We start from the raw sequence: 22,206 nt of genomic DNA on the forward strand, positions 1-22,206 counted from the left end.
ATCGCTGCGATTCTCCGGTAGTGTCGGAGAGATAACATACGGCAATGAGGCGAGGAAAAACGATGAAAGTGTTGGGTCTGTTGGGCGGCATGAGCTGGGAATCAACTATCCCTTATTATCGCATGATCAATGAACAGGTGAAGGCGCGTCTTGGCGGGCTGCATTCGGCCAAGATCGTCCTCTACAGCGTCGATTTTCACGAAATTGAACGCCTGCAGCATCAGGGCGATTGGGACGGCGCGGCGCACCTGCTGGCCGCCGCTGCCGCCTCGTTGCGGGCCGCCGGTGCGGAGGCCATCGTGATCTGCACCAACACCATGCACAAGGTGGCGGATGCGATTGAGAAGGCCAGCGGTTTGCCGCTGATCCACATCGCCGACGCCACGGCATTGCAGGTGCGCCAACAGGGGATCCGCCGCGTCGGGCTGCTCGGCACGCGTTTTACCATGGAGCAGGATTTTTATCGCGGGCGGTTGCAAGAGCGGCACGGCATCGAGGTAGTTACCCCCACCGCGGCCGATCGCGATATCGTGCATCGCATTATTTATGAAGAGCTGTGTCTGGGGAAAATCCGCGATGCATCACGCGATGAGTATCGTCGCATTATCGGTGATCTGGAACAGCAGGGCGCGCAGGGCATTATTTTCGGTTGTACCGAGATTGGCCTGCTGGTCAGCGCGCAGGATGCTTCGGTACCGGTATTCGACACCACCGCTATCCATGCGCGCGCCGCCGCGGAATATGCGCTGGCCTAATCGTCGTGCGGCGGTTGGTGTTTGCCCACCAGCATCAAGGGTTTGCCCGCCAGCACCAGCCAGGCGGGCAGCATCACAATGCACAGCACCGGCAGCAAGTGCAGCTCCGGCACCACCGCGACGGCCATAAACAGGCTGAGCCAGCCGTCACGCGTAACCACCAGCACCAGCCCCATAATGGCGCAGGAGACGGTGATGGCCGCCGGCACCGCCGGGACGTGCTGATGCAGCATCAGGCCCAGCGCCACGCCGACAAACACCGCCGGGAAGATCCGCCCGCCGCGAAAACCGCTGGCGGCGGCAATCACCAACGCCGCCAGCTTGGTCAGCGTAATCAGCAACAGCTCCGTGACCGAGAAGTTTTCCCCGACAGCCAGCCGCTTCATTTCATCCAATCCCTTAAATAGCGTGATTTCCCCGCCGATGAGCGCCAGCACACCGAGCGCAAAGCCGCCCAGCCCCAGCATCAGCACCGGGTTTTTCAGCGAATGGAACAGACGGTGGAGATGGGGGAAGCTCCACAGCGCTACCATACCCAGCGCGATGGCGATCAGGGCGACGATGGAGCCACTGAAAATATCCGTCAGCCGGGTGGCGGCATAGGCGTCAATTTGCAGCGCGAAGTTCGGTGTGAAAAACAGCTGAGTGGTCACCGCGCCGGCCGCTGCCGCCATCAGCGGGGCAAACAACCGATCCCACAGCGGTACGTCGTTATTGCCGGCCAGCGTTTGCGAAAAGATCAGCGCGGCGGCAACCGGGGTACCGAACAGTGCGCCGATGGTGCCGGCGGCGGCGAGAATAATCCAGTCCATGCGCGGCACTCTCGGCAACAGCCGCGAACCTGCAGCGACCACCAGCGCAATATTGATGGCGGTGATAGGATTTTCCGGCCCCAGGCTGACCCCGCCCGCCAGACCAATGATTAACGCCAGCCCGAGGCCGGGCACGGCAGAAAGCGGCAACGGCATGCCGATCAGCGATTCGGTCGCCGGGTCCGGTCCTGCGTGACCGGGCATGTAACGGATAATCAGCCCGACGGCGATACCGGCCAGCGTCAGGATGCTGAGCAGCCACCAGGGCGAGTGGGTATCGATATTCAAGGCTGCGGGAATGTTCACCCACAGCAACCGTTGCAGCGCGTCGGCGAATTTCATCACCAGAATGAGCACCAGGCTTGAGGCTGAACCGATAACGAGAGCGGGCAGGGCGAAAGCCAACATGGTATTGGCGCGCGGGTGCAGCATGCAAGGATCCCTTGTCAATGGCCCCCTGAGCGGCAGGGAGAACGGGTGATTGGGCTGTGGCCCCGGTTTGCCGGACGATAAGTATGCCGGCATGCCAAGACATTACCGACAGGCAAAGGGCGCCGGCCGATTAATAGTGCCTCTCAGTTATGACGGTTAACAGCCGCCACGGCACGTTTTTTTGCCGCAATTTGTTTCAAACTGCGGCATAACCATCGAGCTGAAACGTTTTTTGTGATCTGGATCGCTAATGGATGGCAGCGCGAAGGATGGTGATTGTTGTTTTTGCGGCGGGATTTTACAGTGTGGGCAGCTTTCTATTATTCATTTTGCGGAGAAGATACTGATGACCTATGCCCTCGTAGGTGATGTTGGCGGGACGAATGCCCGCCTGGCGTTGTGCACTGTGGCGACGGGTGAAATTACCCAGGCAAAAACCTATTCCGGCCTGGAGTTTGACAGTCTGGAGGCGGTGATCCGCCAATATCTGCTGGAGCAAGATATCCAGGTGCAGGACGCCTGCATCGCGATTGCCTGCCCGGTCACCGAAGATTGGGTGGCGATGACCAACCATACCTGGGCGTTCTCGATCAAGGAGATGCAGGCCAACCTGGGGCTCAGTCATCTGGAAGTGATCAACGACTTTACCGCCGTGTCGATGGCGATCCCGATGCTGTCGCAAGACGATGTGCTGCAGTTCGGCGGCGGCAGCGCGCAGAAAGACAAACCTATTGCGGTGTACGGCGCCGGCACCGGCCTGGGGGTGGCGCACCTGGTGCACGTTAACCGCCGCTGGGTGAGCTTGCCGGGTGAGGGTGGCCACGTTGATTTTGCGCCGAACAGCGAAGAAGAAGATAGCATCCTGGAGGTGCTACGGGCAGAAGTGGGGCATGTGTCTGCCGAGCGCGTGCTGTCCGGCCCGGGGTTGGTCAATCTCTACCGCGCTATCGTCAAGTCCGATCAACGCCTGCCGGAAAAGCTCGCGCCAAAGGACATCACCGAGCGCGCGCTGGCCGACAGCTGCATTGACTGCCGCCGCGCCTTGTCGCTGTTCTGCGTTATTTTAGGGCGCTTTGGCGGCAACCTGGCATTGAATCTCGGCACTTTCGGCGGCGTTTACATCGCCGGCGGCATCGTGCCGCGCTTTATGGAGTTCTTCAAGGCGTCCGGTTTCCGTGCGGCGTTTGAAGATAAAGGGCGTTTCAAGGATTACGTGCATGAGATTCCGGTCTTTATGATCACCCATGGGCAGCCGGGGTTGCTGGGCGCCGGTGCCCACCTGCGCCAGACGTTGGGTATGCATTTGTAACCCGCATCCGCAACAAAAAAGGGGCGCAACCCAATGGGTTGCGCCCCTTTTTGCTATTTAAACATCAGGCTTTGACCAAGTCTGCCGGCTCGCGGCTCTCTTCTTCCTGTTCGACCGCTTTTGGTGCCTTGATGAACAGGGTGATCAGCAGGGAAGCGATGGACAGTACGCCGATGACCATGAAAGTGGCATGGAAACCGCCGAAATATTTGGCGACGAACGAACCGGCCAGCGCGCCCAGACCGAAGCCCTGATAGATGATGCCGTAGTTTTTGCTGTGGTTTTTCAGGCCGAAGAAGTCGCCGACAATCGCCGGGAACACGGTGATGTTGCCACCGAAGCAGAAGGCAACCGCACCGACGCAGATAAAGAACAGCGTATGGTTCAGGGTGAGGAAGCTCAGCGATACAATCGCCAGCACGGTAACCAGCATGGTGAAACTGATGACGCGCATGCGGCCCACTTTATCCGACAGCGTACCCAGAATGATGCGGCCTGCGGTGTTGAAAATCGCTACGGCGGAAACGGTGTTGGCGGCGGTGGCTACATCCATCCCGGCCAGTTGTACGCCCATGTCCTTCACGATACCAATCAGATACAGGCCACTCATGCAGGCGGCGAAAAAAACGATGAACAACAGGTAGGCCTCTTTGGTCGCCAGCATCTGGCGCACGCTGAAGTCGTTACCCAAAGTACCGGCCTTTTGCTGCGCAGACTGGCTGGCCAGCACCGGCTCTTTCAACAGCAGCGAACCCAGCACAATCAGCGCCATCACAATCGCACCCCAGTAGAAGAAGGCGGCGGACACGCCGACGTCGGCAATCAGAGCGGCGTTAACGTATTTGAACAGCAGGCTGCCGCTGCCGAAAGCGCCCACCGAGATGCCGGAGATCAGCCCTTTATTGGCCGGGAACCACTTGATCAGGTTGGACAGGGTGGAGATGTAGGCGATACCCACCGCGAACCCAACCACGACGCCGGCCAACAGATAAATCATATCCAATGAGCTGACGTGGGCGCTGGCGATCAGGCCCAGACCGACCAGAATGCCCGAGCACAGCGTCAGGTTGCGGATGCCGAAGCGTTCCTGCAGTTTGCCGGCAAACAGCGTGGCGAAGGCCAGGAAGAAACTGGTGATGGAGAAGGTGGTGGCGACGTCGCCGAGGCCCCAATGGAATTTGTCGACCAGCGGCTGGTTGAACAGGCTCCAGGTATAGATAGTGCCTAGCCCCATCTGGCAGATGATGGTGCCCAGAACGATTAAGCTGCGATTTGCCGGTTTGGTGTTCATGGCCGGTCTCCTTCCTGTATATGCGTTGCCGGGCGGTCAGCCGTTGGCGGAAATTTGCGGAGACCCTCTGCGGCCCCCGCGGTATGGGCCTAGTATAAAGCTGGTAATACCAGCCGGCGGCGGATCGGGAATGAGTTGCACGGGGGAAGGAATGAAATGCATCTGGTGGCGCATGAGTTGCCGTTTTAGCGGTTAAAAGGGGATGAAATGCCGCTGGCGCCACGTGATCTACATCAAAGATAGCCACGATTTTTCGTCGGCCCGGTGTCCAGGATTGTGCGCAAATTGTGAAGGAAACGTCTGGAATGGGTAAATGAGCATTGTTCCTATAGAGCGGCGATCGCGGGGGGACTATGTTATCTGCGAACGGACGGGTTCCGCTCTGCAGGAGTCATGAGATGAAAAAAACACTGTTGTTGTTGGCCGCGCTACTGTCGATGCCGTTGGTAAGCCAGGCGGACGTATCCATTGGCGTGAACGTGCCGGGGATTTCATTGCACATTGGCGACCGCGATGATCGCGGCCATTACTGGGACGGTGGCCGCTGGCGCGATCCGCGCTGGTGGTCTGAACACCGCGCCTATGAGCGGCCACGCGGTTATTACTACGGGCCGCCGCCACGGGTGGTTTACTACGAAGCGCCACGGCGCGAATGGCGCGATCGCCCGCATTATCGTCGCATGCCGCCACCTCCGCCGCCGGGGTATTACTACGGCCCCGGGCCACGCTGGTAATGCGGCGCGGTTATAAACGCATTAATTTGCGGAACTCTTTAACCTTGCTGCGGCTGACCGGCACTTCAAACTCCAGGTCGCTCAGCCGCAAAATATAGGTGTTGTTGAACCAGGGTACGATCTCGCGGATTTTCGACAGATTGACGCAGTAAGACCGGTGGCAGCGGAAGAAATGCTCCTCCGGCAGGCGGCCGTAAAACTCGGTGAGGTTCATCGACATCACAAATTCTTCACGGCGGGTATAGACCCGCGTCACTTTTTCATCGGCAGCGGCATAGTAGATGTCGTTGATATCGGTGACGATAATCCGCTCGTCTTTGATCAGGTTAATGTTGTGGCTGCTGCGGTTTGGCGCGCTGGCTTGTTCCGGGGCGTTGGCGGGCCGGTTATGCAGCGCCTCCAGTTTTTGCAACATGGTGACGATGCGCGCTTCGTGGTAGGGCTTGAGGATGTAGTCAAAGGCTTCGATTTCGAACGCTTCCACCGCATGTTCTTTATAAGCGGTGATGAAAATAATCGAAGGCCGGTGCGCAAACTTGCTGATGTTCTGCGCCAGCAGCACGCCGTCCAGCGACGGGATGTTGATATCGAGAAAAATGGCGTCGACCTGATGGTTCTGCAGGTATTTCAGTACGTCCAGCCCATCTTCGAAGGTAGCTTCGATAACGATGTTGCTGTGCTTTTTGATCAGGTAACTGAGCTCCTCCTGGGCGAGGAACTCGTCTTCAACGATAATGGCTTTCATGATGGCTCCCCGGCCGGCAGTACGCTGTTTTCCATCTGCAGTTTGCCGCCGTTTTTGCTGATGTAAAAGGCAATTTCGGTGCCCGGCTCCAGCCGACGGATGCGCAACCCTTCGCCATACAGCAACGACACCCGGTGATGCACGTTCAACAGACCGATATTGTGGCCCGGCATTTCGTTGCGCGCCACCCGATCGATGACCTCCTGATTGATGCCGTTACCGGTGTCTTTGACCGAAATCTTGACCCGATCGCCCTGATCCTTCACCGCAATGACCACCACGCCTTTGCCTTTGCACGGCTGAATGCCATGTACGATGGCATTCTCCACCAGCGGTTGGATCAACAGGCTGGGAATACGCACCGAGATATCGTCGTCGATGTCGTAAATTACCGTCAGTTTGGCCCCAAAGCGTGCCTGTTCGATGGCGATATAATCCTGGATTTGGTGCAGTTCCTTGCGGATATCGATCAGTTCGTCGTTCAGCTCCAGGTTATAGCGCAGGTAGCGTGACAGGTTGATAATCAGCTGGCGCGCGGTGTCCGGATTGATGCGGATCGACGAAGAAATGGCATTCAGGGCATTGAACAGGAAATGCGGGTTGATCTTGCTCTGCAGCGCGCGCATTTCCGCTTTGTCCGCCATTTGGCGCAGGTGCTCAATGCGCGAGACCTCCATTTGGGTGGAGATAATCTGCGACAGGCCCACCGCCATGACCTTTAGCGTATTGGTGATCTGATGGGCATGGCAGTAGTAAATTTTCAGCGCGCCGGTCACTTCGCCTTTTTCCCACAGCGGGATCACCAACTGCGAGTGAATTTGCGGCGTGGCCGGATTTTCCAGGTTGTTTTTGATGATGATCTTGCCGTGGCGGATGCTTTCGCGGGTCACGCGGCTCAAGCCTTCGCGGCCAATCGGATAAGCCTCTTCCCCCACGCCGACATAGGCCATCACCTGGTGAGTATCGGTGATCGCCACCGCGTCGGCCTGGATGTCCTGGCGGATGATGTCGCAGATGGTTGCCAGGGTTTCGCTGTTGATATTGCGAAAGTAGGGCAGGGTTTTGCGGGCAATATCCAGCGCGAGCTTGGCCTGCCGGGCGGCAATCACTTCTTTTTCGTCTTCTACGCTTTGCACCAGCAGCACAATCAAACCGATACACACCGTGCCGAGGATCATCGGCAGCGCAATCTTGGAGACGATATCCAGCCCCAACGCGGTCGGCTTGGCCCACAGCACGATCAACAGCATGGTCAGGGACTCGCACAACATGCCGCCGAGGATGCCGGCGCGCCAGCGCTGCTCTTTTTTCACTTTAAGATTGATATAACCGGCGCCGATGCCGGCAATGATGCTGGTGATCAGGCAGGGAACGGAGGTAATGCCATCGATATCAATCAGGTAGCGGTGCGTCCCGGCGATGATGCCGGTGATGATACCCACCCAGGGGCCGAACAGAATGCCGCCGGCCATAATGGCAATGACCCGCACGTTGACCAGCGAACCTTCGACGTTGATACCGGAATAGGTGCTGAACAGCGCGAACAGCGAGAAGATCGCCGTGACCATGCCCAGCTCGAGCGGCGTGTGGTCCTCTTTTTGCAGCAGTTGGCGGAACAACCGGGTACGGGTGAGGAAAAACAGGCAGATTAACATCAGTGCGGCGCGATCAAACACCGCTAACAGCATTTCAAAAAAAGGGTGCACGACGGGCTCTCGCTGCGGCGGACAGATGCGCAGGAGTATACCACAGCGTCGTGGCCCCGTGGCGGCCGGGCGGCGTACCACGGGACTCGGGGCTATTTAATGCCGAGTTGTTGCTTGCCGAGTGGCGTCAGCAGATCGACAGTGGCGCGGCCGTTGAAATCCACTTCGAAATCGTCGGGCGCGAAATCCGGCGGCGTTTTGCCGGCGATAAAACTGGGCAGTTGGCGTTGCAGATAAGCATCGTTCTTCTCGCAGCCCGGCGCCGCAGCGATGTACATCACGTTGCTGTCGAACTCGCCGTTATGCTCATTTTCCACCGCGTGAATCACATCGCAGTGCCAGAACACCGTGTCGCCCGGTTCTAAATCGGGAATAGGGGAAATCCCACTGAGTAAAAGGGGATGCCATTTTTCCGAGATTGACAGCGCGCGTCCTGGGGCGGCATCGCACAAATCGTCTTCGGCGACGTCATCTTGCAGTGCGCGCAACAGAACGTAGGCCATGGCGTTGGCTATCGGCACCAGGTTCAGCGTACCGGCGTTGGTGCGTTGCGGCGTCAGCGCCGTCCAACCCTGGAAGGTTCGGAACATAGAGCAGACTGCCGGCGATGCGATTTCGCGCACTTCGGTGCGGCCATCGGCGGCGAACGGATCGTAAGCTTGCCAGTCGCCGGAGAACACGTGGCGGTAGACATAGCGGAAATTTTCATCCAGCCAGCGTTCAATGGTGCCGCTGTCCACGTGCGGCGACAGGCCCAGCGAAGACGAATTCGGCGGGCGACGGCGGGTGCGATCGGCATAGGTGGCGACCCGGGTCGGGTCAAAATGCTGTTTGCCGTTACTCTCGGTTTCCCACAGGCTGTTGAGAAACACCTGCACGGCGTGCATGCGGGCGTCCTGACGGGCTTCCACCTGCGGTTTTGACCAGTAAATACCGTAAATTTGCGGTTTGCCGGCGGCCAGTTTGCCGAAGTAGTTGTCTTCGGCGGCATTTTTCAGGCGTTCGACGAAGTTGTTGCGCTCAAGATAGCTGCCGATTTCCCGGTTCCAGGCTTCGGCCTTGCTGCGGGGGAATACGCCGCGAATGGCGCAGGCACCGCGCTGTTTGATCAAGGCCTTTTGCTGCTCGCTGACCCGCTGCTGCAAAATATCCTCCGCATCGATTTGCGGCACCGGGTTTTGACCGGCGGCCAACTCCCGGCGGATTTGTTCGACCTGTCGGCGAATGTTGTCTTCCAGTGCCAGAAATACCTCGCGGTAGTTGGGCAGGGCCTGACGTAGCTGTTGTTTGACGGTTTTAATCGCGGTAGGGATGTCGTCGATGAGTAATGAAGCCATGGTGTTCTCCTCACGCTGCCTGTGGGCAACGATGGACGGTTGTAGAGGGCTGAGTAAGACGTTATGGTTTTGTTGTTTTGACGTTAACGATTATCTGGATTCAATAGAGGAAAATAAAGGGATAACTTTCATTCGTAAGTTCCCTGTTTTCGTTTTTCGGAGATTGGCGCAATGAAATTGATCACTGAGCGTTTGACCCTGCAGTCGATAACCGCCGACGATTGGCCGCTGTTTTTACGTCTGTATCAGGACCCGGAAGTGATTCGCTATATCGCCGATCCTTTGACCGAAGCGGAAATACGCGCGCGCTTTGAGATACGGCTGCCGGCCTGGGATAAGCATGGGGAGCAATGGCTGTGCCTGGTGATGCGTGAAAAGGCCGGAGGTGAGGCGGTGGGCATCACCGGTTTTCTCCCGATGTGGCTACCTTGCCGGCAGGCGGAGGTGGGATACGGCATTTTGCCGTCCGGACATGGCAAGGGCTACGGCAAGGAGTCGCTGCGGGCGGTGCTGGATTTTGGCTTCAACGCCTGCGGCTTCCACAAGCTGACGGCCACCGTCACCGCAGGCAATATCGCTTCGCGCCGATTGCTGGAGTCGTGCGGTTTTCAGCTGGAGGGCACATTGCGCGATAATTTCCGCCTGGCCGGGCAGTGGCACGCCGACTGGATGTTCGGGCTGTTGGCGGCGGAGTTTCAGGCGGAGAAATAAAAATATTACGGCGGGTATCGACAATCCCGCCGCCGCTGCGATATGTTCAATATCCGACCACAAAGCTGGTCAGCGTCGCTCGGACGGTCCGGGCGCTAACGTCTCTTCGAGGAATCTATGGCTGATAACAGTCCACAACGCCGTTTTACGCGTATTGAACGTCTTCCCCCTTACGTATTCAACATCACCGCCGAACTGAAGATGGCCGCTCGCCGTCGCGGTGAAGATATTATCGATTTCAGCATGGGTAACCCGGATGGCCCAACGCCGCCGCACATTGTGGAAAAACTCTGTGCCGTTGCGCAGCGTGACGATACCCACGGTTACTCTACCTCGCGCGGCATCCCGCGTTTGCGCCGAGCCATTTCACGCTGGTACGCCGATCGCTACCAGGTGGAGATTGATCCCGAAAGCGAAGCCATTGTCACCATAGGGTCGAAAGAAGGGCTGGCGCACCTGATGCTGGCGACGCTCGATCACGGCGACACCGTATTGGTGCCTAACCCAAGTTACCCGATCCATATTTACGGTGCGGTGATTGCCGGCGCGCAGGTGCGTTCAGTGCCGCTGGTGGACGGCGTGGATTTCTTTGGTGAGCTGGAGCGCGCCATTCGTGAAACCATCCCGCGTCCGAAAATGATGATCCTCGGCTTCCCTTCCAACCCGACCGCTCAATGCGTTGAGCTGGATTTCTTCGAACGGGTGGTGGCGCTGGCCAAACAGTACAACGTGCTGGTGATCCACGATCTGGCTTATGCCGACATCGTATATGACGGCTGGAAAGCGCCGTCGATTATGCAGGTGCCGGGCGCCAAGGACATTGCGGTGGAGTTCTTCACCCTGTCGAAAAGCTACAACATGGCGGGTTGGCGCATCGGCTTTATGGTCGGCAATGCGGAACTGGTCAGCGCGCTGGCGCGCATCAAGAGCTACCACGATTACGGTACCTTCACCCCGTTGCAGGTGGCGGCCATCGCCGCGCTGGAAGGCGACCAGCAGTGCGTGCGCGATATCGCAGAGCAGTACCGCCAGCGCCGCAATGTGTTGGTGAAAGGGCTGCATGAAGCCGGCTGGATGGTCGACAACCCGAAAGCGGCGATGTACGTATGGGCCAAAATACCGGAGCCTTATGCGCATCTCGGCTCGCTGGAATTCGCCAAACGCCTGTTGGCGGAAGCCAAGGTCTGCGTATCGCCGGGCATTGGTTTCGGCGACTACGGCGACACCCACGTGCGTTTTGCACTGATAGAAAATCAGGATCGCATCCGCCAGGCGGTGCGCGGCATCAAAGCCATGTTCCGTGCCGACGGGTTGATCACCCCCGCCAAGAGCACGGCCCCCGCCGCAAAATAATCGCTTCAGGCCGGCGCATTCGCGCCGGTTTTTTTCGCAACGCTAAGGTTTTCTTCATCATTTCCCCACTATGCTCGATTAAAGTTTTTTAATTAATCAGGAAGAGTGTATGGGCAACCGCTACGCGATATCGCAAATTGTTTTGCACTGGCTGACGCTGCTGATGGTGATCCTGACTTATGCGGCAATGCTGCTGAAGGATTCGGTGCCGGATGACATGGTGTCACTGGTGAAAAATCTGCATTTTAACGTTGGCCTGTCGGTATTTTTGCTGATGTTTATCCGGCTGGGGCTGCGTCATCGTCATGCCACGCCGGCTACCACACCACCGCTGGAAGAATGGCAGGAATGGGGCGCCAGGGTGTTCCACATGCTGCTCTATGTGATGTTTCTGGCGTTGCCGGTGCTGGGTGTGCTGACCTTGGCCTACGGGGGAAAGGAGTGGGTGTTGCTGGGCTGGCAGGTGCCGCAGTTTGTCACGCCGGACCCGGCGCTGCGCCGCATTATCAAGAGCACGCATGAAACGCTCGCCAATACCGGCTACTTTATCATCGGCGGTCACGCGCTGGCGGCGCTGTATCACCATTATCTGCGCAAGGATGACACCTTGCGTCGTATGATGCCGGGCAAATAACCACCTTCAGAAACAACAAAGGGGCGCTTCTGCGCCCCTTTATCTGTGTTCCCGGTCATGCTGAGGGTTATGCAACCATCAGCATAAAGGTGCCAATCCACGCTACCAGCATGAACGAAACGCCCATAACAAAATATTTCATTGAACAACTCCCGTCTGGAGTTTCTCGCAAGCCAATGATCCCGATTGTTGTGCTGAGTATTTTGTGGTTAACCTGCGGTTTATTGGCGGGTTCTTCAATCAGGAAGAACAACGTCCTTGACCACAGATTATCCGGTTGTCGTGCTTCAACGTCCGTGAGGTAAAGCATGAACCACGACAGGATCGGCGCTAATGTACTCCCAATGCGAGCCTGATTACAATACTGTGTTTTTGATCACACTTTTTGGCTGTTTTTTACTCAGCCCTGACTGTTTTTAAACGATTTTTATTTACGTTTTTAGCGGGAACAAAGCGGAATCGCCCGCTGGTGCGGGCTTTATAATTATGTTTGCTGTGATGTTATGAAAAGGGATCAGACGACGGCGTTTGCGCCCGTCAACAGGATCGCCCAGAAGACAAGGCACGACAGCAGAATAACGGTCCAGATATTACGGCGACTCCACTCCATTTTTAGCCTTCACTTTTTGCTTTTGGTGATTCGGTAACGAACACATCGGCAAAAAAGGGAGAATATTTAGCCCCCGGCGATAATATTTTTCTTACTGTTGCCGACTCTCTGCTACCGAGACTTGCACCTCGTATCCCAGCAGGTAAAGAGCCTGTTCCAGTGCTTCCACTTTTGAGGCATAGGCAACGTCCAGCAGGCGATCCATTTGGCCGCCGTTAAAGCCCAGTTTACGCGCCAAATCGGCTTTGGATGTTGCGCCTGCCAGCATGATGTTATGCAACGCGATCTTGAGGTTGACCAGCACCGGCACGTGGATTTCCAGATCTTCCGGCAGGGCGCGGGAGGGCGGTGGCACCGGGCGGCCTTCTTCCATTTCCGTGGCGATGGCGATCAGTAGGCTTTCCTGCGCTTCCAGCTCGATATCTTCACGTTTATAGCAGGCGGCCTGCTGTTCAGGAAAATCGCGAAAATGAATCTGCCAGGCGTCGCTTTCGTTATCAAAGGCGTAATGGGCGGGGTAGTGGCAAGACATGATGTTTCCTGTATGGCGCGTGGAGTATGCGGCATTGTGACCGCTTGGCCTGCAGATAGCCAGTGCCGGGTTTTGCTAGCCGGCCTGCTCGGGCTTGCCCGCTCGGCCATTCGATGGCAGCGCCAGCGCACACAGGACGCCAATCAGGCTGATGACGATCAGCCAACGTTCAACCGGGCCGGGGTGGTAGTTATTCACCACGCTGAGCGCATACAGCACCAACGCCAGCGGCCAGCCGGGCGTGCCGACGTCATTGAGCCGGAATGCGGTGCGGGCGACAAACCACAGCGTCAGGCCGATCCAACACAGCGACCACAGCATGATGCACAACAGGTAAACGAACACCGAAAAAAACGCGGCGATGTCGCTGTGCGCATAGGCGCGGAACAGGTTTTTATCCAGATAGGGCGACAGGAATGACAGCGCCGTCAGGCTACCGGCGAAAATAATCAGCGAGAAAACATAGGCTTTGCGCTGAATTCGACGTTTAAAGGCGTTTTTAGCGATCTGTCCGAGGGAGTCCAAAATAACATTCCGTTGCAGCAATCATCTCTGGCTGAACCCTCAGCCAAGGGGGAAGTTATTCTAGTGGCATCTGGCGGTGTGGCAATAGGCTAACCCAGTTTCATTTAATTCAGGTTTAGGATCCTGCTGGATGGGGTTGCCTACCCTAAGTAGGTTCGGTTTTCTGTGCGACTTATCACGATTTGCAACATTTTAGCTTCCGGCACTGAGATGAGCGGCATAATCCAGTTTGTTCGCACCTGACAATGGATTAACATAACGCTCACTTATCACTGGCCTGGCTTATATGGATATCCAATGCGTCCTTTAGTTGCTCTTCTCCCTCTGCTTACCTTACTTACAGCCTGTAGCAGCGGGCCGAAGCCTACCCCAGCAGCTCCTCTGGCTAGCGCCGTAAAAGGCGGTTTCCTGCTGACGCCGGCACATAGCGGCCAGCCGTTGGGCGGTGATTTTGCTTTCAACCCCAACACTGCCCGTTTTATCGATAAAATGGTGCAGGAACACGGATTCGATCGTCAGCAATTGCATGACGTGCTGGCCCAGGCAAAACGGTTGGATTCGGTGCTGCGGTTGATGGATCGTCAGGCGCCGACCCCCACCACTCAGGCACCGTCCGTGCCGAACGGTTCCTGGTTGCGTTATCGCAACAAGTTCATTACGCCGGATAACGTGCAAAACGGCGTGCAGTTCTGGAACCAGTATCAGGAAGCCCTGCAGCGCGCCCAGCAGGTATACGGTGTGCCGCCGGAGATCATTGTCGGTATTATCGGCGTTGAAACCCGCTGGGGCCGCGTGATGGGGAAAACCCGCATTATCGATGCCTTGTCCACGCTGGCCTTTAACTATCCGCGCCGCGCCGATTACTTTGCCGGCGAGCTTGAAACCTTTCTGTTGATGTCGCGCTCCGAAGGGGATGACCCGCTGGAGCTGCGCGGCTCCTTTGCCGGTGCCATGGGTTACGGCCAGTTTATGCCTTCTTCGTTCAAGAGCTACGCGGTTGATTTCAACGGTGACGGCCACATCAACCTGTGGGATCCGGTGGATGCGATCGGCAGCGTCGCCAACTACTTTAAAGAACATGGCTGGATCAGTGGCGAGGCTGTCGCGGTACCGGCCAGCGGTCAGGCGCCGGGGCTGGATAACGGCTTCAAAACTCGCTACCCGATTGCCACCCTCACGGCGGCCGGGCTGACCCCGCAAGGCTCGCTCGGCAATGAGCAGGAAGCCAGTCTGCTGCGGCTGGATATGGGCACCAGCTACCAGTACTGGTACGGGTTGCCGAACTTCTACGCCATTACCCGTTACAACCACAGCACCCATTACGCCATGGCGGTGTGGCAATTGGGCGAAGCGGTGGGCCGTTCAGCGCGCGGCGGGTTCTGATGCGCTGATGATAATGAAAAAGGCCGTGAAAACGGCCTCAGACTGCTGACAAAGCTTGTTATTAGGGAGAGCGTGCCGAAGGGGTCGTAACGGCCTTGGCCGTCGGAGCGCCCCTCGGTGCGCTAGGCCCGGGTATCTCGGACTCAAAGACAACTTTGTCATCAACCTCAGGCCGTGAAAACGGCCTTTTTTACGTCTATACCGATCAGAAATCGTAGCGCAGACGCACCAATGTCATATCGCCGAGGTTATCGGTGCTTGAAGTCAGCACGTGTTCCACATCGACGCGGAAACCGTAATCAAACTGCACCGTAACCCCCAGGCCGTTATCGATACGCTGATAATTGCGGCCGCTCACGTACTCCAGACGATCGCCCATAAAGTAAGGCATCACGGATTTCACCGCATATTGGCCCACCGGCACGGTGTAACCGGCCAGATACTCGATACCCCAGGCGTCGCCGGCGAAGTAGTTGTCAACGTCGGCTTTTTTGGTAGTCAGGAAGTTGTTGTACCAACCGCCGCCAAAGGTCAGGGTCCAGTTGTCCGGCTTCCAGCTCAGCGCGGTGCCCACAATGTTCTGATCGTAGTCTTTCGAGCCGCTGGTGGAAGGGTTACGCATTTCGGCGCGGGTATAGTTCCACGCGCTGCCCCAGGTCAGATCCGGCGTCAGGTGGTAATCCACGCCCAGCGAGCCGCCGCCTTTGCGCTTGTAGCGCAGGCCATTGCCCGGCAGATAGTCGTTATCGCTGAACAGGTAAGAGGCGTAAACGTCCGCATCGCCAAAGGTGTTTTTATACTTCAGCATTTTGCGCGAGCGGTAAGAGCCGTCGTAGTCACCGTTAATGCCGTTGCCCGGCGCCTGGGCCAGCATGTCGTAATCCCAGATATCGGTTTTGGCCCCCACCACGTCGTAATACACGCTGTTTTGCTGACCAAAGGTCAGTTGCCCCCAGGTTTTGCTTTTCAGGCCGGTGTACAGCATGCGGCGGCTGGTGTTATTGGCGCCGTCGGCATAGTGGTGATCCCAGTCGAACAGGGCAGGGATATTCACCCCCAGCTCGTAGTAGCTGATCCAACTGATGTCGTCGAACAGATAGTAATCCGCGGCAAAGCGGAAACGGGTACCGCCGTCGAAGCCGTTGCGTTTATAGGAGCCTTTATCGCCATCGCCGGTCATGTTGTTGAACTGCGGGCGGATGCTGCCGCCGACGGTAAAGTTGAGGCGGCTCAGCGGATCGCCCGCCTGCGGATCCTGCTTCAGCAGAGTGATCTCAGCCTGGGCAGCGAAAGAGGCAGTGCCCATCACCAGCCCCAAAGCGACCGCCTGAGTCAATGTGCGCAATGTGAAAGTCATGTGTTTTATCCCTGTTATTGATGGCCAACATCACCGATGCACCGGCATCAGTGATTTGCTCAGATTTTTTCTGAGCGTTTTCATTGTTTTTTGGCGTGGTTGAAGCGAAACGCATATGTAACACGATGTGCGTCACAAAAAGTTACTTTTCTTGCTAATTATTTGATTGGATCTTAAGCGTTGGCAGGGAAGAGGGCGGCGGAGCCTGACGTGGGGTCTTACTCAAGGGAGTGGCAGATCCATGACGACAATACTCGGATGAACTCATCTAACGCATAGCCTTATATTTTTCACTTGTCAGTGAATGGCAGATGCCGTGTAATTTAATCGACATGACGACATTAAATTATCCGATGGATAGCGGAATCAAATTTTGCCGATATCGGTAAGATGGATTGGATTAATAAGGGAACGGGAGATGATTATGAAAGCTTTTTTGGCGTTATTTATTGGTCTTTTTTCATTGCCGCTGATGGCGGCAGAGTCGCACGTATGTCAGTCTCAAGCTTATGATTACGCTAGTATTGGTAAACTGAGATTGAGTGACGATACCGTATTTACCTGCCGTGACGTTGGCCGCGTCACTATTCCTGAATTGGCGAAGCGGGGGTGGAAGGTTATTCATGTGGCGCAACAAACTGAATATACCGGTGACACCGATAGCGATAATGAAGAGATTAAAATGTACCAAGAAATAGTGGTTTATAAAGAGTAGCCTTTAGATATTTCTGCGATTTTATTTTCTATCGCCGCGCATATTTTCGGTGAGGGGTAATTGTATTTTGAGCAGAGCGGTTTGCAGGAGGTGCGATGATTTCCAGAAATAACATAGACAGCAAAGCGGCTACCGCCATGACGCTGATATGCGCCATATGGGGGCTGCAACAGGTCGCGATCAAGGCCGCCGAGCCGGACATTTCCGCCGTACTGCAAATCGCCATCAGATCAGGCGTAGCCGCGTTGGCGGTCTACCTTTTGGCGCGTTACAAAAGGGAAAGGTTTTTATTCGATCGTCCCACGCTGTTAGCCGGTTTGGGCGTTGGCTTATTGTTCGCGTTAGAGTTCTTTTTCGTCTCTGAAGGTTTACGCTATACCAGCGCGTCGCATATGGCGGTTTTCTTGTACACCGCTCCCTTATTTTCCGCCATAGGGCTGCATTTTTTTATCAGGAACGAGCGCTTGTCGGTCGTGCAGTGGGCCGGCATCGCCCTGGCCTTTGGCGGCGTGGTGCTTGCCATCTCGGGGATGAGCGACGGCGCGGGCGGTGAGGCGCAACTGCGTGGCGATATTTATGGTCTGTTGGCGGGCATGTCCTGGGGCGGCTCGACGATAGTCATTCGCACCACGCGCCTGGCGAACTGTTCGTCCAAACAGACGCTGTTGTTCCAGCTTACAGGGGCCTGCCTGCTGTTATCACTGCTGGCGATGACCATGGAAAACCTTCATTTCAACCTGAGTTCTGTGGCCTGGACCAGCCTGATATTCCAAACGGTTATCGTCTCTTTTCTCAGCTATCTGATTTGGTTTTCTCTGCTGCGTCACTATCAGGCCTCTTCGTTGGGCATTCTGACCTTTATGACCCCCATTTTTGGCATTTTAGCCGGTGTGGTGATTTTGGGTGAGCCGCTGCAAATTGAATTTGTACTGGGTTCTGTATTGATCGTCTTCGGGCTTATTGTCGTAAGCTGTTCTTATTTGTTTTATTTCAATAAAGGAGTAGCACCAAAAATATAACCCATGGATGTTAATATTCATAACTATCAAATAAGCTGTGAAAGCCAATTCACCCTCACCGTGCAAATATCCAGATATGCCTGGGGGTATCCTTTGATAACGCTCTATGATAATGGTGATTTTTCCGTGGTGAAAAGCACCAAACGGATACGATTATCCAACCAGATACCGGTTGAAGTCATCACCTTTGCTAATAACTATGCTGTTGCCTGGGATAATAGCCGCAAGCATATTTATTATTCAAAGGCCGGAAAGTTATATAACTGCGCGCTTGATTTCTCTTATACCCCAAAGAAATGGCGCTGATTTCAAGAAAATCTGCCAATGCCTCCGGCCATCAGGCCAGAGGCGCTATCTTCATCAGCCACTCTTTGAAAGCGATGATCTTCGGCCACTGGCGTTCGGAGATGGTCGACATAAAATAGCAGTGTTCGCAAGGCAGGGTCATGTTGCTGAACGGGATAATCAGTTCGCCGCTGTTGATCCAGTCTTGCACCAGATTTAGCCGCCCCATGGCGACGCCAAGGTGTTTGGTCGCCGCCAGCACGGCCAGATCCGAGCGATCGAACTCCATGCTTTTGCTCTCGGTATCCAGAGCCAAATCAAAATGTTGCGACCAGGTCAACCATTCGTCCTCGCCAGAGTTGTACCTGTCATGCAGCAGGGTGCAATGTGCCAGATTTTCCGGTGCGTCGTAGAGGTTATGTGTCTTGGCGTACTGCGGAGTACAGATCGGGACTATAGATTCCTGCATAAAAGCTTCGTCTATTTGTTTCCCGGACGGCAGCTTGCCAAAGTACATGGCTAAATCAACCCCCCGATTGGCCAGGCTGATGATTTCCTGCCCGGTGACTATGCTCAAATGAATGGTGGGGTGCCGGGCAATAAAATCGCCGATCCGCGGTATCAACAAGCACTGCACGATGGAAGGGTGCGAATAAATAGTCAGGTTGCCCGTCAACTCACGGCTTTTAATATCAAGAATTTCCTGATTCAGCGTATTGAAGGAGCGGCTTAATGCCCATTGCATGCGCTCGCCTTCCGGTGTCAGCGTAATTCTGCGGTGGAAGCGTTGAAATAAAAGAAAACCCAACTCTTTTTCCAATAAATTAATTCTGTGGCTCACGGCGCTGGGCGTAATAGACAGTTCTTCCGCCGCCAGTGAAAAGGATAAGTTGCGGGCGACGCATTCAAAAGTATGCAGGCGTGAAAATTGATAGCTGGTCAGCGGGCTTGCGCGTTGAAAATATTTTTTGTCGGGGAACATGTCATGCCTCCATGCTTATAATTAAACAATGTTAGCATTTTATTTAACGGGGCTAAAACGCGATTTCTCTTATTTACAAATAACGGGTTTGAACAATGGTGTTATCTACCTGACCGATCAGGTAATTAGGCTGGAGTGTAGGATTCGCTATTAAATATGGGCAAGATAGCTTGCTGAGTACCGAGGGAAGGGGGCGCTGTCGTAAAGCTGTTTTTCGCGTGGTGATGGTGTCCCCGACTGGAATCGAACCAGTAACTAGCCCTTAGGAGGGGCTTGTTATATCCGTTTAACTACGGGGACCCTGCGGGCCGGCAACCTGAGCTGCCGGGGCAGTATACCTTTTTTTACCCGCAGAATAAGCGCTTAGCGGTGCGTTTGCTCATTCCCTCGCCAATATGCGGTGAATTTTGTACGCAGCGCTGGTTGCGATCACGGTTTTTTCGCCTTGGTAGCCTCTTTTTCCGCCTCCAGCTTCGCCGCCTTGTTTTTAATGCTCATATCGTTACGGATCTGCGCGTGGCTGATGAGTGCGAAGATAAAGGTGCCGCCGATAATGTTGCCCGCCAGCGTCGGAATGGCGAACGGATAGAAAAACTCCTGCCAGGGAAGAGCGCCGCTAAACACCAGATACAGGATCTCGACCGAACCGACCACGATATGGGTCAGGTCGCAAATCGCCACCAGGTAGGTCATCAGTACAATGATCCAAATCTTGGCCGCCCCGGCGGAAGGGAACATCCACACCATGGTGGCAATGATCCAGCCCGCCAGAATGCCGTTGGCGAACATTTCTGACGGCGAGTTTTTCATCACCTCTTCCGACAGGCTGACGAAGGCGCGGCGGGTATTGTCGTCGAAAATCGGCATATGGATAAACGCCAATGATGCCAGCCCGGTGCCAATCAGGTTACCGAGCAGCACCACGCCCCACAGGCGGAACAGGATCAGAAAGTTTTTCGGCGTCGGTTTGTGCATGATCGGCAGCACGGCGGTGACGGTGTTTTCGGTAAACAGCTGCTGGCGGGCCATAATCACAATGATAAAACCGAAGGTGTAGCCGATATTCTCAATAAAGAAGCGGCTGGGATCGTCCGGCAGGCGGGCGTGAAAAATACCTTTCGCCGCCAGTGAAGCGCCCATCGACAGCCCGGCGGCCACGGCGGACCACAGCAGGGCTACCCAGTCGCGTTCCAGCTCTTTTTCGCCTTCCATACGGATCAGCTCATGCACCGCCGCAGCGCGTGAGGGCAGGTTCTCTTCCTTTACTTCTATTTCTGACTTGCCCTGTTCGTGCTCTTTGCTCTCCACTTTTAGAGGATCATCGGCATCCGCTGTTGTGCGTGGTTGTTCGTCGCTCATTGTTTACTCTCCATCAAATATTGCCAGGGCCACTCATCAAGCGTAGTTGGCTCGCGGGCGGTGCGACAGAAATGCGGAAAATGGCGGAAAAAAGTAACAAGAGTTTAACGCCGTCGGTTTTTTCTACGCATTATTGATCTGGGTCGTCATATTACCCTTGTTGGAGTAGCCGAGCGGCCGGAGGCGGGCTGCGTGCCGCAACTGCCTTATGCTATGATTCGCTATCCCAAAGAAAAATATGAGTTCTCCCGATGCTGGAAGCTAAAAGTCTGAGCTGCGTTCGTGATGAACGCATCCTGTTTAGCGCATTAAGCTTTACGGTGAAGCCGGGCGAGATTATTCAGGTGGAAGGGCCGAACGGCGCGGGCAAGACCAGCCTGTTGCGCATTCTGGCCGGGCTGGCGCAGCCGGAAAACGGCGAAGTGTGTTGGCGCGGGCAAAATACGCAGCGTCACCGTGAGAATTATTATCAGGACCTGCTGTTCCTCGGCCATCAGCCGGGCATTAAAGCCATGCTGACGCCCTTCGAGAACCTGCAATTTTACCAGGCGGTACGCGCCGCGCCCGATCGTCAGGCCATCTGGCGGGCGCTGGAGCAGGTGGGGTTGGTCGGTTACGAGGATTTGCCGGTGGCGCAGCTTTCCGCCGGCCAGCAGCGCCGGGTGGCGCTGGCGCGTTTATGGTTAAGTGAGTGCCCGCTGTGGATCCTGGATGAACCGCTGACGGCGATCGATAAACAGGGTGTGGCTGAATTGATTAGCCTTTTTGAGCAACATGCGCAGCAAGGCGGCATGGTATTGTTGACCACGCACCAGGATCTGGCCGGCACGACGCAGGCGGTAGGTAAAATCAGCCTGGCGGAGAATTTTTGATGTTTTTGACTGTATTGCGCCGCGAACTGAAAATTGCCTTTCGCAAAGGGTCGGAAATCGTTAACCCGCTGTGGTTCTTCCTGATCGTTATCACGTTGTTTCCGTTGGGCATTGGGCCAGAACCGCAGTTGCTGGCGCGCATTGCGCCGGGGATTATCTGGGTGGCGGCGCTGCTGGCTTCGCTGTTGTCGCTGGAGCGTTTGTTTCGCGACGATTTTCTCGATGGCTCGCTGGAGCAACTGCTGCTGTTGCCGACGCCGCTGCCGATGACGGTGTTAGGCAAAGTGTGTGCTCACTGGGTCGTGACGGGGTTGCCGTTGTTAATCCTGTCGCCGTTGGTGGCGCTGTTGCTGTCGCTGGATATGCAGACCTGGCTGGCGGTGGCGTTTACGCTGCTGTTGGGCACCCCGACGCTGAGCCTGATCGGTGCCATCGGGGTGGCGCTGATCGTCGGGTTGCGCAAAGGAGGCGTGCTGCTCAGCCTGCTGGTGCTGCCGCTGTACATCCCGGTGCTGATATTTTCCACCGCCGCTATCGACGCCGCTTCCATGGGCATGCCGATAGCGGGGTATTTGGCGATTCTGGGCGCAATGCTGGCGGGCAGCATAACGCTGGCCCCCTTTGCCACCGCCGCTGCTCTGCGAGTGAGCGTGCACTAGCATCACTGATTAACATGCGGGTTAACGCCGTTAAGAGCGTGTTCCACCGCGAAAGCTATTTTCGTCGCCCCACGATAGGGGGGCCACCT

Annotated in this window: 23 protein-coding genes and 1 tRNA gene; 12 read left to right on the top strand and 12 right to left on the bottom strand. The window is 55.8% G+C overall.

Features of this window, described 5'->3' with window-relative positions:
• The first annotated feature begins 62 nt into the window (after positions 1-62).
• The gene (locus V2S86_RS01870; RefSeq protein WP_330760985.1) at positions 63-755 is read left to right on the top strand and encodes an aspartate/glutamate racemase family protein; all 693 of its coding nucleotides are present in this window, start codon (positions 63-65) and stop codon (positions 753-755) included.
• Here V2S86_RS01870 and V2S86_RS01875 read toward each other — a convergent pair.
• A complete protein-coding gene (locus V2S86_RS01875) occupies positions 752-1,999 on the bottom strand; it encodes an ion channel protein (RefSeq protein ID WP_330760986.1) in 1,248 nt (415 codons plus the stop codon). The genes V2S86_RS01870 and V2S86_RS01875 overlap by 4 nt on opposite strands.
• A 343-nt stretch (positions 2,000-2,342) precedes the next feature.
• Between V2S86_RS01875 and glk the strand changes: the two genes are divergently transcribed.
• Entirely contained in the window at positions 2,343-3,308 is a 966-nt protein-coding gene (gene glk / locus V2S86_RS01880; RefSeq protein WP_330763136.1) for a glucokinase, read from the top strand.
• A gap of 64 nt (positions 3,309-3,372) precedes the next feature.
• Here the strand turns inward: glk and V2S86_RS01885 are convergent, their stop codons facing one another.
• Positions 3,373-4,599 (bottom strand): L-lactate MFS transporter, encoded by a 1,227-nt coding sequence (locus V2S86_RS01885; protein ID WP_122289591.1) that lies wholly within the window; start codon positions 4,597-4,599, stop codon positions 3,373-3,375.
• Positions 4,600-4,997: 398 nt separating this feature from the next.
• Here V2S86_RS01885 and V2S86_RS01890 point away from each other — a divergent pair, with 398 nt between their 5' ends.
• Positions 4,998-5,333, top strand: a complete 336-nt coding sequence (locus V2S86_RS01890) for a DUF2502 domain-containing protein (RefSeq protein WP_330760987.1) — start codon at positions 4,998-5,000, stop codon at positions 5,331-5,333.
• 10 nt (positions 5,334-5,343) lie between these two features.
• Here V2S86_RS01890 and V2S86_RS01895 read toward each other — a convergent pair whose 3' ends face one another.
• The 3 genes from V2S86_RS01895 to V2S86_RS01905 form a co-directional block, all read right to left on the bottom strand.
• Complete coding sequence (locus V2S86_RS01895) at positions 5,344-6,078, bottom strand: LytR/AlgR family response regulator transcription factor (protein WP_330760988.1); 735 nt, start codon at positions 6,076-6,078, stop codon at positions 5,344-5,346.
• Positions 6,075-7,766, bottom strand: coding sequence for a sensor histidine kinase (locus tag V2S86_RS01900; RefSeq protein WP_330763137.1), 1,692 nt, complete (start codon positions 7,764-7,766; stop codon positions 6,075-6,077). Before V2S86_RS01900 ends, V2S86_RS01895 begins: the two co-directional genes overlap by 4 nt.
• Before the next feature lie 110 nt (positions 7,767-7,876).
• Positions 7,877-9,121 (bottom strand): DUF1479 domain-containing protein, encoded by a 1,245-nt coding sequence (locus tag V2S86_RS01905; protein ID WP_330760989.1) that lies wholly within the window; start codon positions 9,119-9,121, stop codon positions 7,877-7,879.
• A 171-nt stretch (positions 9,122-9,292) separates the two neighbouring features.
• Between V2S86_RS01905 and V2S86_RS01910 the strand changes: the two genes are divergently transcribed.
• The 3 genes from V2S86_RS01910 (at position 9,293) to V2S86_RS01920 (ending at position 11,819) form a co-directional block, all read left to right on the top strand.
• A complete protein-coding gene (locus V2S86_RS01910; protein WP_330760990.1) occupies positions 9,293-9,832 on the top strand; it encodes a GNAT family N-acetyltransferase in 540 nt (179 codons plus the stop codon).
• Between the two features lie 117 nt (positions 9,833-9,949).
• Entirely contained in the window at positions 9,950-11,185 is a 1,236-nt protein-coding gene (gene alaC / locus V2S86_RS01915; protein WP_330760991.1) for an alanine transaminase, read from the top strand.
• 109 nt (positions 11,186-11,294) lie between these two features.
• Positions 11,295-11,819 carry a cytochrome b gene (locus tag V2S86_RS01920; RefSeq protein WP_330760992.1) on the top strand — a complete coding sequence of 175 codons (525 nt, stop codon included), beginning with the start codon at positions 11,295-11,297 and terminating at the stop codon, positions 11,817-11,819.
• 67 nt (positions 11,820-11,886) lie between these two features.
• On the opposite strand, the gene ypdK is transcribed toward V2S86_RS01920, so the two are convergent.
• The 3 genes from ypdK to V2S86_RS01935 form a co-directional block, all read right to left on the bottom strand.
• On the bottom strand, positions 11,887-11,961 hold the full coding sequence (ypdK, locus tag V2S86_RS01925; protein ID WP_086012885.1) for a membrane protein YpdK: 75 nt from the start codon (positions 11,959-11,961) through the stop codon (positions 11,887-11,889).
• Positions 11,962-12,520: 559 nt separating this feature from the next.
• Positions 12,521-12,961, bottom strand: a complete 441-nt coding sequence (locus V2S86_RS01930; protein WP_330760993.1) for a hypothetical protein — start codon at positions 12,959-12,961, stop codon at positions 12,521-12,523.
• A 75-nt stretch (positions 12,962-13,036) separates the two neighbouring features.
• Positions 13,037-13,486 (bottom strand): DUF805 domain-containing protein, encoded by a 450-nt coding sequence (locus tag V2S86_RS01935; protein WP_330760994.1) that lies wholly within the window; start codon positions 13,484-13,486, stop codon positions 13,037-13,039.
• A gap of 297 nt (positions 13,487-13,783) precedes the next feature.
• Between V2S86_RS01935 and mltB the strand changes: the two genes are divergently transcribed.
• Positions 13,784-14,869, top strand: coding sequence for a lytic murein transglycosylase B (gene mltB / locus V2S86_RS01940; protein ID WP_330760995.1), 1,086 nt, complete (start codon positions 13,784-13,786; stop codon positions 14,867-14,869).
• A gap of 205 nt (positions 14,870-15,074) precedes the next feature.
• On the opposite strand, the gene V2S86_RS01945 is transcribed toward mltB, so the two are convergent.
• The gene (locus V2S86_RS01945; RefSeq protein WP_442995926.1) at positions 15,075-16,175 is read right to left on the bottom strand and encodes a porin; all 1,101 of its coding nucleotides are present in this window, start codon (positions 16,173-16,175) and stop codon (positions 15,075-15,077) included.
• A gap of 475 nt (positions 16,176-16,650) precedes the next feature.
• Between V2S86_RS01945 and V2S86_RS01950 the strand changes: the two genes are divergently transcribed.
• The 3 genes from V2S86_RS01950 (at position 16,651) to V2S86_RS01960 (ending at position 18,266) form a co-directional block, all read left to right on the top strand.
• Complete coding sequence (locus V2S86_RS01950; RefSeq protein ID WP_330760997.1) at positions 16,651-16,941, top strand: hypothetical protein; 291 nt, start codon at positions 16,651-16,653, stop codon at positions 16,939-16,941.
• A 95-nt stretch (positions 16,942-17,036) separates the two neighbouring features.
• A complete protein-coding gene (locus V2S86_RS01955) occupies positions 17,037-17,960 on the top strand; it encodes a DMT family transporter (protein ID WP_330760998.1) in 924 nt (307 codons plus the stop codon).
• Positions 17,961-17,963: 3 nt separating this feature from the next.
• Entirely contained in the window at positions 17,964-18,266 is a 303-nt protein-coding gene (locus V2S86_RS01960; RefSeq protein WP_330760999.1) for a hypothetical protein, read from the top strand.
• A 31-nt stretch (positions 18,267-18,297) separates the two neighbouring features.
• On the opposite strand, the gene dsdC is transcribed toward V2S86_RS01960, so the two are convergent.
• From dsdC to V2S86_RS01975, 3 genes are all read right to left on the bottom strand, one after another.
• Entirely contained in the window at positions 18,298-19,227 is a 930-nt protein-coding gene (gene dsdC, locus V2S86_RS01965; RefSeq protein ID WP_330761000.1) for a DNA-binding transcriptional regulator DsdC, read from the bottom strand.
• Positions 19,228-19,452: 225 nt separating this feature from the next.
• Positions 19,453-19,527 (bottom strand) — tRNA-Arg (locus tag V2S86_RS01970).
• A gap of 129 nt (positions 19,528-19,656) precedes the next feature.
• Entirely contained in the window at positions 19,657-20,586 is a 930-nt protein-coding gene (locus tag V2S86_RS01975) for a formate/nitrite transporter family protein (RefSeq protein WP_330761001.1), read from the bottom strand.
• 251 nt (positions 20,587-20,837) lie between these two features.
• Between V2S86_RS01975 and ccmA the strand changes: the two genes are divergently transcribed.
• Together ccmA and ccmB are read left to right on the top strand one after the other, a co-directional pair.
• Positions 20,838-21,458, top strand: coding sequence for a cytochrome c biogenesis heme-transporting ATPase CcmA (gene ccmA / locus V2S86_RS01980; RefSeq protein WP_330761002.1), 621 nt, complete (start codon positions 20,838-20,840; stop codon positions 21,456-21,458).
• Entirely contained in the window at positions 21,458-22,117 is a 660-nt protein-coding gene (gene ccmB / locus V2S86_RS01985; protein WP_330761003.1) for a heme exporter protein CcmB, read from the top strand. The genes ccmA and ccmB overlap by 1 nt, the downstream gene beginning before the upstream one ends.
• Positions 22,118-22,206: the final 89 nt, after the last annotated feature.

It is taken from the genome of Serratia sp. C2(1) (assembly GCF_036352655.1).
Lineage (GTDB): Bacteria > Pseudomonadota > Gammaproteobacteria > Enterobacterales > Enterobacteriaceae > Serratia > Serratia inhibens.

Bases quoted from the DNA above. Each gene is read 5' to 3' on its own strand.
- V2S86_RS01910 (WP_330760990.1), top strand. From the start codon at position 9,293: ATGAAATTGATCACTGAGCGTTTGACCCTGCAGTCGATAACCGCCGAC.
- mltB (WP_330760995.1), top strand. From the start codon at position 13,784: ATGCGTCCTTTAGTTGCTCTTCTCCCTCTGCTTACCTTACTTACAGCC.
- V2S86_RS01905 (WP_330760989.1), bottom strand. From the start codon at position 9,121: ATGGCTTCATTACTCATCGACGACATCCCTACCGCGATTAAAACCGTC.
- V2S86_RS01955 (WP_330760998.1), top strand. From the start codon at position 17,037: ATGATTTCCAGAAATAACATAGACAGCAAAGCGGCTACCGCCATGACG.
- alaC (WP_330760991.1), top strand. From the start codon at position 9,950: ATGGCTGATAACAGTCCACAACGCCGTTTTACGCGTATTGAACGTCTT.
- V2S86_RS01930 (WP_330760993.1), bottom strand. From the start codon at position 12,961: ATGTCTTGCCACTACCCCGCCCATTACGCCTTTGATAACGAAAGCGAC.
- ccmA (WP_330761002.1), top strand. From the start codon at position 20,838: ATGCTGGAAGCTAAAAGTCTGAGCTGCGTTCGTGATGAACGCATCCTG.
- V2S86_RS01945 (WP_442995926.1), bottom strand. From the start codon at position 16,175: ATGGGCACTGCCTCTTTCGCTGCCCAGGCTGAGATCACTCTGCTGAAG.
- ccmB (WP_330761003.1), top strand. From the start codon at position 21,458: ATGTTTTTGACTGTATTGCGCCGCGAACTGAAAATTGCCTTTCGCAAA.
- V2S86_RS01975 (WP_330761001.1), bottom strand. From the start codon at position 20,586: ATGAGCGACGAACAACCACGCACAACAGCGGATGCCGATGATCCTCTA.
- V2S86_RS01920 (WP_330760992.1), top strand. From the start codon at position 11,295: ATGGGCAACCGCTACGCGATATCGCAAATTGTTTTGCACTGGCTGACG.
- V2S86_RS01870 (WP_330760985.1), top strand. From the start codon at position 63: ATGAAAGTGTTGGGTCTGTTGGGCGGCATGAGCTGGGAATCAACTATC.
- V2S86_RS01895 (WP_330760988.1), bottom strand. From the start codon at position 6,078: ATGAAAGCCATTATCGTTGAAGACGAGTTCCTCGCCCAGGAGGAGCTC.
- V2S86_RS01900 (WP_330763137.1), bottom strand. From the start codon at position 7,766: ATGCTGTTAGCGGTGTTTGATCGCGCCGCACTGATGTTAATCTGCCTG.
- V2S86_RS01890 (WP_330760987.1), top strand. From the start codon at position 4,998: ATGAAAAAAACACTGTTGTTGTTGGCCGCGCTACTGTCGATGCCGTTG.
- dsdC (WP_330761000.1), bottom strand. From the start codon at position 19,227: ATGTTCCCCGACAAAAAATATTTTCAACGCGCAAGCCCGCTGACCAGC.
- V2S86_RS01960 (WP_330760999.1), top strand. From the start codon at position 17,964: ATGGATGTTAATATTCATAACTATCAAATAAGCTGTGAAAGCCAATTC.
- V2S86_RS01875 (WP_330760986.1), bottom strand. From the start codon at position 1,999: ATGCTGCACCCGCGCGCCAATACCATGTTGGCTTTCGCCCTGCCCGCT.
- V2S86_RS01950 (WP_330760997.1), top strand. From the start codon at position 16,651: ATGAAAGCTTTTTTGGCGTTATTTATTGGTCTTTTTTCATTGCCGCTG.
- V2S86_RS01885 (WP_122289591.1), bottom strand. From the start codon at position 4,599: ATGAACACCAAACCGGCAAATCGCAGCTTAATCGTTCTGGGCACCATC.